This window comes from Bacteroidota bacterium, from assembly GCA_030706565.1.
In the GTDB taxonomy this organism is placed as follows: domain Bacteria; phylum Bacteroidota; class Bacteroidia; order Bacteroidales; family JAUZOH01; genus JAUZOH01.
Genome location: JAUZOH010000206.1, coordinates 1 through 6,701 on the forward strand (window position 1 = coordinate 1; position 6,701 = coordinate 6,701).

General features: G+C 41.8%; 3 protein-coding genes and 1 pseudogene. All 4 read left to right on the plus strand.

Translation table 11 applies throughout. The features are described 5' to 3' along the window. The first annotated feature begins 18 nt into the window (after positions 1-18). The 4 genes and pseudogenes from Q8907_10800 (at position 19) to Q8907_10815 (ending at position 6,571) form a co-directional block, all read left to right on the plus strand. A pseudogene (locus Q8907_10800) lies at positions 19-1,080 on the plus strand (cobalamin-binding protein). Positions 1,081-1,117: 37 nt separating this feature from the next. Beyond that, complete coding sequence (locus tag Q8907_10805; protein ID MDP4274756.1) at positions 1,118-2,707, plus strand: sodium:solute symporter; 1,590 nt, start codon at positions 1,118-1,120, stop codon at positions 2,705-2,707. Positions 2,708-2,737: 30 nt separating this feature from the next. Further along, positions 2,738-5,449, plus strand: coding sequence for a hypothetical protein (locus Q8907_10810; GenBank protein MDP4274757.1), 2,712 nt, complete (start codon positions 2,738-2,740; stop codon positions 5,447-5,449). Between the two features lie 9 nt (positions 5,450-5,458). Then, positions 5,459-6,571, plus strand: coding sequence for a hypothetical protein (locus Q8907_10815; protein ID MDP4274758.1), 1,113 nt, complete (start codon positions 5,459-5,461; stop codon positions 6,569-6,571). Positions 6,572-6,701 lie beyond the last annotated feature (130 nt).

Below are 6,701 nucleotides of genomic sequence, written 5' to 3' on the forward strand. Positions count from 1 at the left end.
AATCACTAAAATCCGGCTATGCAAACTACATGGAAAGAGAACTGGACAGAATCAAGGAATAACTATCTCAAATGGTGGGATCATGAAGGTTTGGTCATCAGCATGTGGGAACACCTGGAAAAAGAAGGGAAACCTTATGAAAAAGTGTCCAAACCTGCTGAGGCCAAAGATCTGAACCAATTCTGGTTCGATCCAAAATGGAGGGCCGAATATATATATTATCAATTGTCGAAAAGTTCATTTAAAGCCGACATCCTTCCCGTTGCCAACACCCAGTTGGGACCGGGTTCACTTGCCGCTATTCTGGGCGCCGAACTGGAAGGAAGCACCGACACCATCTGGATCAAACATCCCCAGGCATTTAACGGAGAAATCGTATTTGATGAACAAAACAAATGGTGGCAGGTTCATCTGGATTTAATTAAAAACTGCAAAAATCTTGCAGCAGGAAGATATTTTGTCGGCTGCCCTGACCTGATCGAAGGATTGGATACACTGGCCAGCCTCAAACCTACAGAAGAAGTATTATTGGACATGATGTTGCAGCCCGACACCCTGCTGGAGCAGCTTCAAAAAATCAATGATGTCTGGTTCCAGGTGTTTGACAGGATTTACGACCTCATCCAGGTTGAGGGGGAAATGGCTTTCTGCTACTTTTCAATATGGGGACCAGGAAAGGTAGCAAAACTTCAATCCGACATTTCTGCCATGATCTCCGAAGAAGATTACCGGAAATTTGTACTTCCGTTCATCCGGCAACAATGCCAAAAGCTTGATTATTCACTTTACCACCTCGATGGGGTAGATGCCATGCGCCACCTGGATGCTATCCTGGAAATCGATGAACTCAATGCTGTTCAGTGGACTCCGGGAGTTGGACAACCGCAAGGTGGCGACCCGTGCTGGTACGAACTTTACAGTAAAATTTTAAACCATCATAAATCCGTCATGCCCTGCTGGGTTGAACTAAACGAACTCAAACCCCTGCTCGATAATGTAGGCCCAAACGGATTGAATATCCTGATGCATTTCCAGTCGGAAAAGGAAATTGATCAGGCAATGAAGATTGTTGAAGAATTCAGATAAACCTAACTATATAAGGCTAATAGCTATTCAAATGGGAAACATATATCAATATCTCAAACCGGTAGATTTCATTATCGTCATTTCGTATCTCTTGATTTTGACAGCCCTGGGCTACTGGGTGAGTTTTGTAAAAAAGAAAGATAAAAACGAGAGTCTTTTTCTGGCAGGCCATTCGCTGGGATGGACCAGTATAGGATTAAACATGTGGGGGACCAACGTCGGGCCATCCATGCTGATTGCATCAGCCAGTATTGGATATACAACAGGACTTGTAGCCGGAAACTTTGCCTGGTATGCATTTATTTTTATTTTTCTTCTGGCCTTTGTTTTTGCCCCCCGTTATTTAGGAGCCAAGGTAATTACGTTACCCGAATTTATGGGAAAACGTTTCGGACAATCAACCCGCAACCTGCTTGCATGGTATTCGTTAATAACCATCCTTATTTCATGGCTGGCCTTGACCCTTTTTGCCGGCGGGATTCTTGTTCATCAGATCTTAAACCTGCCCATGTGGCTGTCAGTAGTTATTCTGGTAGCTATCGCTTCATTTTTCACGATTGCCGGTGGTTTAAAAGCTATTGCATACACCAATGTATTTCAAATGTCTTTGCTTATTGTTGTTTCCTTGGTTCTAACCATCGTGGGAGTAATGAAAGCAGGAGGTCCAATGGCTATGTATGCGAAAACACCACATATGTATTGGAACCTTCTCCGTCCGATGAATGATCCCAACTATCCCTGTTTGGCTATTTTATTGGGTTATCCCATCATGGGTGTGTGGTTCTGGTGTACTGACCAGTCGATGGTTCAATCGGTATTGGGCGCAAAAAACCTTAAACAAGGACAATTGGGTGCCAATTTTATCGGCTGGCTAAAAATCCTGGATGTTGCCCTGTTTATCATCCCCGGTATTGCCTGCTTCATCATCTTTCCCCATCTTAAAAACCCCGATGAAGCATATATGACCATGGTCACCCGGTTGTTCCCGGCAGGTATGACGGGCTTGGTCATGGCTGTGCTGATTGCAGCACTGATCAGCACGGTGGATTCAGCGTTGAACTCTCTGAGCACGGTATTTACAATGGATATTTATGTGAAAAAATACAAACCACAAGCTTCGCAAAAAGAAATCATCAAAATAGGCAGAATAGTTTCAGCTTCAGGAGCATTAATCGCTGTCTTTCTCACATTGGCCATCGATTGCATAAAAGGATTGAAGCTTTTTGATATTTTCCAGTCGGTATTAAGTTTCCTTGCACCTCCCATGTCCGTGGTTTTCTTGTTTGGAATACTTTGGAAGAAAACTACAACCCGCGCTGCCAACTTTACATTAACAGGCGGGACCATGCTCAGTATTGGCATTGGAATTTTGTATCTTTGGGTCTTCCCGCAGGCTAAATACCACTGCTGGCCTCATTTCTTGTTGCTCTCTTTTTACATCTTTGTGGTTCTTTCAATATTGGCATTCCTCATCTCCTTCTTTGACAAAAAAGCTGGGGACCAGGATAAAAATACACTTAAGATGGAAAATCTGGCAAAACCTAATAAACAGGTATGGATTGCCTGGATTTTGTTAATCATTGTAATGATTAGCCTTTATCTCATCTTTGACGGACATTAATTATAAAATAGGTTAACAAGTAACAATATCATGAAAATAGTATTTATCATTTCAATTTTTCTTCAAGTACTTCTTCCGGTAAAAAAAGAAAAAGTCACCATCATAACTTCTCCGAACAGTTCGGTAAGAATAAAATTTGGCATGGAAAAATTGACCAATTCATTGAGCAAAGCGGGCTATGAAGTACAATGCTTAAATAAACCCATAAAAGCCGGTCAGGGCAAATTAATTTTGGTGGGTGAAGCCAATGATTCGCTCTTTAATGTTGATCTGCACAAATTGGGGATAAACTTTAACCAGGTTCCCGGCAAAGAAGGATATTCGATTAAATCCTTTAAAAACCTGATTGCGGTGAAAGGAACAGATGCTTCAGGGACTTTGTATGGTTGTTTGACCTTAACAGATAGTGTCAATACTTATGGTCGGCTACCTCAAAACATCAATATCACGGACCAACCACAGATGGTTATGCGGGGTTCCTGCATAGGCCTTCAAAAACCATATTATCTGCCTGGCCGAACCGTTTATGAATATCCCTATACACCGGAAACTTTTCCCTGGTTCTACGATAAAGCTTTATGGATCAAATACCTGGACATGATGGTCGAAAACAGGATGAACTCCCTATACCTGTGGAATGGCCATCCTTTTGCTTCGCTGGTGAAACTTAAGGATTATCCTTATGCCGTTGAAGTGGATGATTCCACCTTTAAAAAGAACGAGGAAATTTATCATTTTCTCACTGAAGAAGCCAACAAACGGGGTATCTGGGTAATACAAATGTTTTATAATATTATTGTTTCCAAACCTTTTGCCGAGAAAAACGGGTTAAAAACCCAGGACAGATCAAGGCCAATTATTCCGCTTATTGCTGATTACACCAGAAAATCGATTGCTGCTTTTATTGAGAAATATCCCAACGTAGGATTGCTGATCACACTAGGCGAGGCAATGAACACCGATGAAGATGATGTCAAATGGCTCACGGAAACCATCATTCCCGGGGTAAAAGATGGATTAAAAGCTTTAGGCCGTACCGATGAACCGCCGATTATCCTCAGGGCTCATGACACCAATGCGCAAATGGACATAGATGCAGCCCTGCCCCTGTATAAAAACATGTACACCATGCACAAGTATAACGGCGAATCGCTCACAACATACCAGCCACAGGGTCCATGGTCTGAAATCCATAAAAATCTGAGTAAATTAGGTTCTGTACATATCGAAAATGTACATATCCTGGCTAACCTTGAACCCTTCAGGTATGGATCACCTGCTTTTATCCAAAAAAGTGTACAGGCTATGCATACAGTCCACGGAGCCAACGGGCTTCATTTGTATCCCCAGGCTTCTTATTGGGACTGGCCCTACAGTGCGGATAAAACCTCTCCCCGTTTGCTCGAAATGGACAGGGATTGGATATGGTATCAGGCATGGAGCCGTTATTCATGGGATTGCAACCGCGACACCACCAGCGAAAACGACTTCTGGACAAAAAAACTCGGTAATTATTATGGTTGCGGCCAATACGGCGAAAATATCATGCAGGCCTATAATCAGGCCGGAGAAATTGCACCCAAACTGCTGCGCCGTTTCGGAATTACCGATGGGAACAGGGAAACCCTTTCATTGGGATTGTTCATGAGTCAGCTGGTCAATCCTAAAAAGTGGAGAATTTATCCGGATTTCTATAAATCCAACGGGCCAACCGGTGAAATTTTAATCGAATATGCCGAAAGAGAGTGGAAAAAAGAACCGCATACCGGAGAAACTCCACCCCAGATTATCAGCGAAGTAGTACAACATGGCAACCTTGCCGTTGCTGCCATTGAAAAAGCCGGATCTCATGTAACAGCCAATAAAGAAGAATTTGCCAGATTGAAGAATGATATGTATTGTGAACAGGCTATGGCGGATTTCTTTTCAGAAAAGGTCAAAGCAGCTATGCTGGTACTCCGCTACAGCTACTCAAAAGATATTTCAGACCTGGATAAAGCATTGCCATATCTCGAAAAAAGCATAGCCTATTACAAACAGCTCGTTAATCTGACCAAAGATTCGTATCTCTATGCAAACAGTATGCAAACCAAACAACGCCGCATACCGATAGGTGGGAATGACGGGAAAAACAAGACCTGGGCCGAATTGCTGCCCTATTATGAAGATGAACTTGCTAATTTCAAGAAGAACCTTCAGATGCTGAAAACCGGAGCACCTGTTCAAACAACAAATACAGCATTGATCCCTGCTAAGGTAAAAATACTTGACAAAGACTTGAAATTTGTTCCCTTTCAAAAAAATCAAAAATTATTCAGCGATCAGGATTTCAGGATTAAGGATTTTGCCGAAGAATTAAAGGATTTGTCATTTATCCGGTTATCCATGGCAAATTTGGAAAAAGAACCACTTAACCTCCACTTCATTAATAATCGGCCTGTCAACGTCATTGTTGGATACTTTTCCACAGATGATAAAGATTACATGAAACCGCCCACGTTGGAAACCAATGCTTCTGCCAATGACAGGGGCCAGGCTGAAGTTAAAATCGCCAATGCCTTGGCTATTGAAAATATGCCACCAGTGAATATTCATACCTATTATTTTGAAGCCGGCCCTAATGTTCTTCCATTGGATAAAGGGATAGGACTAATCCTTGGCTTTACCGATGCTTCGCAAAAAATCATCAGCCGGGATGCAGGCTTGGAAGAAAAAGAAGGAATTGACTGGTTATTTAATTAAACATTGAAAATGGGATATACATTTAATCAATTACTGGGAAAAGAAATATTGCCTGTTGATATTGTTCTTTCACCCGAATGGTGGAATAAAAATGAAAGAATCGTCTTTGATTCAGATTTCTTTTTTCACCCGGGGAAACGGGTGGAAGTTGAGCGGAAGATGGAACAGGTTCTTTACGAACGATGGGGAAAATATGGGCTTGGGAAGGAGAAAGACAGTAACCGTCCCGAAATAGGGGCTGTTCATCTTGCCGCCGGATTTTGCCTGTCCGAAATGATGGGCTGTCAGGTGAATTACAGTGAAAACCATCCGCCGCAGGTAATACCGGCTCATCAGGAGGCACTAGCCATTGACGAAGAAAATATATTTCAATCCCCTGCCTTCAAGAGAATTTCAAATCTTCAGGATGAATTGAAGAAAAAATACGGCTTTATTACCGGGGATATTAACTGGGGAGGAATTTTAAACCTTGCCATGGATCTCAGAGGGGAAAATATATTTCTCGATATGATGATGAAGCCTGAGGAAGTGAAGGTTTACTTCAATAAAATTGCAGGTGTAATTGATAAATTCACTTCCGCCATTCAGAAAGAAACCCGGACGACTTCAATTTCCGTAAATCGCTGTGTATCCCATTTGAAAAATCCGGTTTTTCTTCATTCCGAATGTTCGCATACCATGATTTCTGAGGATGATTATGAACAATTTCTTCTTCCTTTTGATATTCAATGGAGCGCCAGGCGGCCATTCGGGATTCATTATTGCGGGCCTGATCCCCACCGGATGGCAGAAAAATTTGCCAGGATTCCTCACCTCGATTTTCTTGACCTGGGCTGGGGCGGCGATGTTAAATTGTTGAGAAAAATTTTACCAGATACTTTCTTCAATATCAGGCTGAGCCCTGTAGAAATTGCACGGCAGGATAAAGATGAAATCAAAAATACCATCATCCGCTTAGTCAAAGATTCCGAAAACCCTTACCTTACCGGAGTTTGCTGCATCAATATGGACGATTCGGTTTCGGATGATAAAATCGATACGATTTTTCAGACTGTCGAAAAACTTAAGAAGGATTATACCCATCCAATAATATATAATTATTTAATTTGCGATATAATATAAAGCCATTTTATACTAAATAAAACGCACTTCAAACAAACAATTATCTAAATGAGAAAATTATTATGCTATCTCTTTCTTTTGCTTGGCTTATCTGGCTATGGGAAAGCTCAAAGTCAGCAGGAGTTGAAAC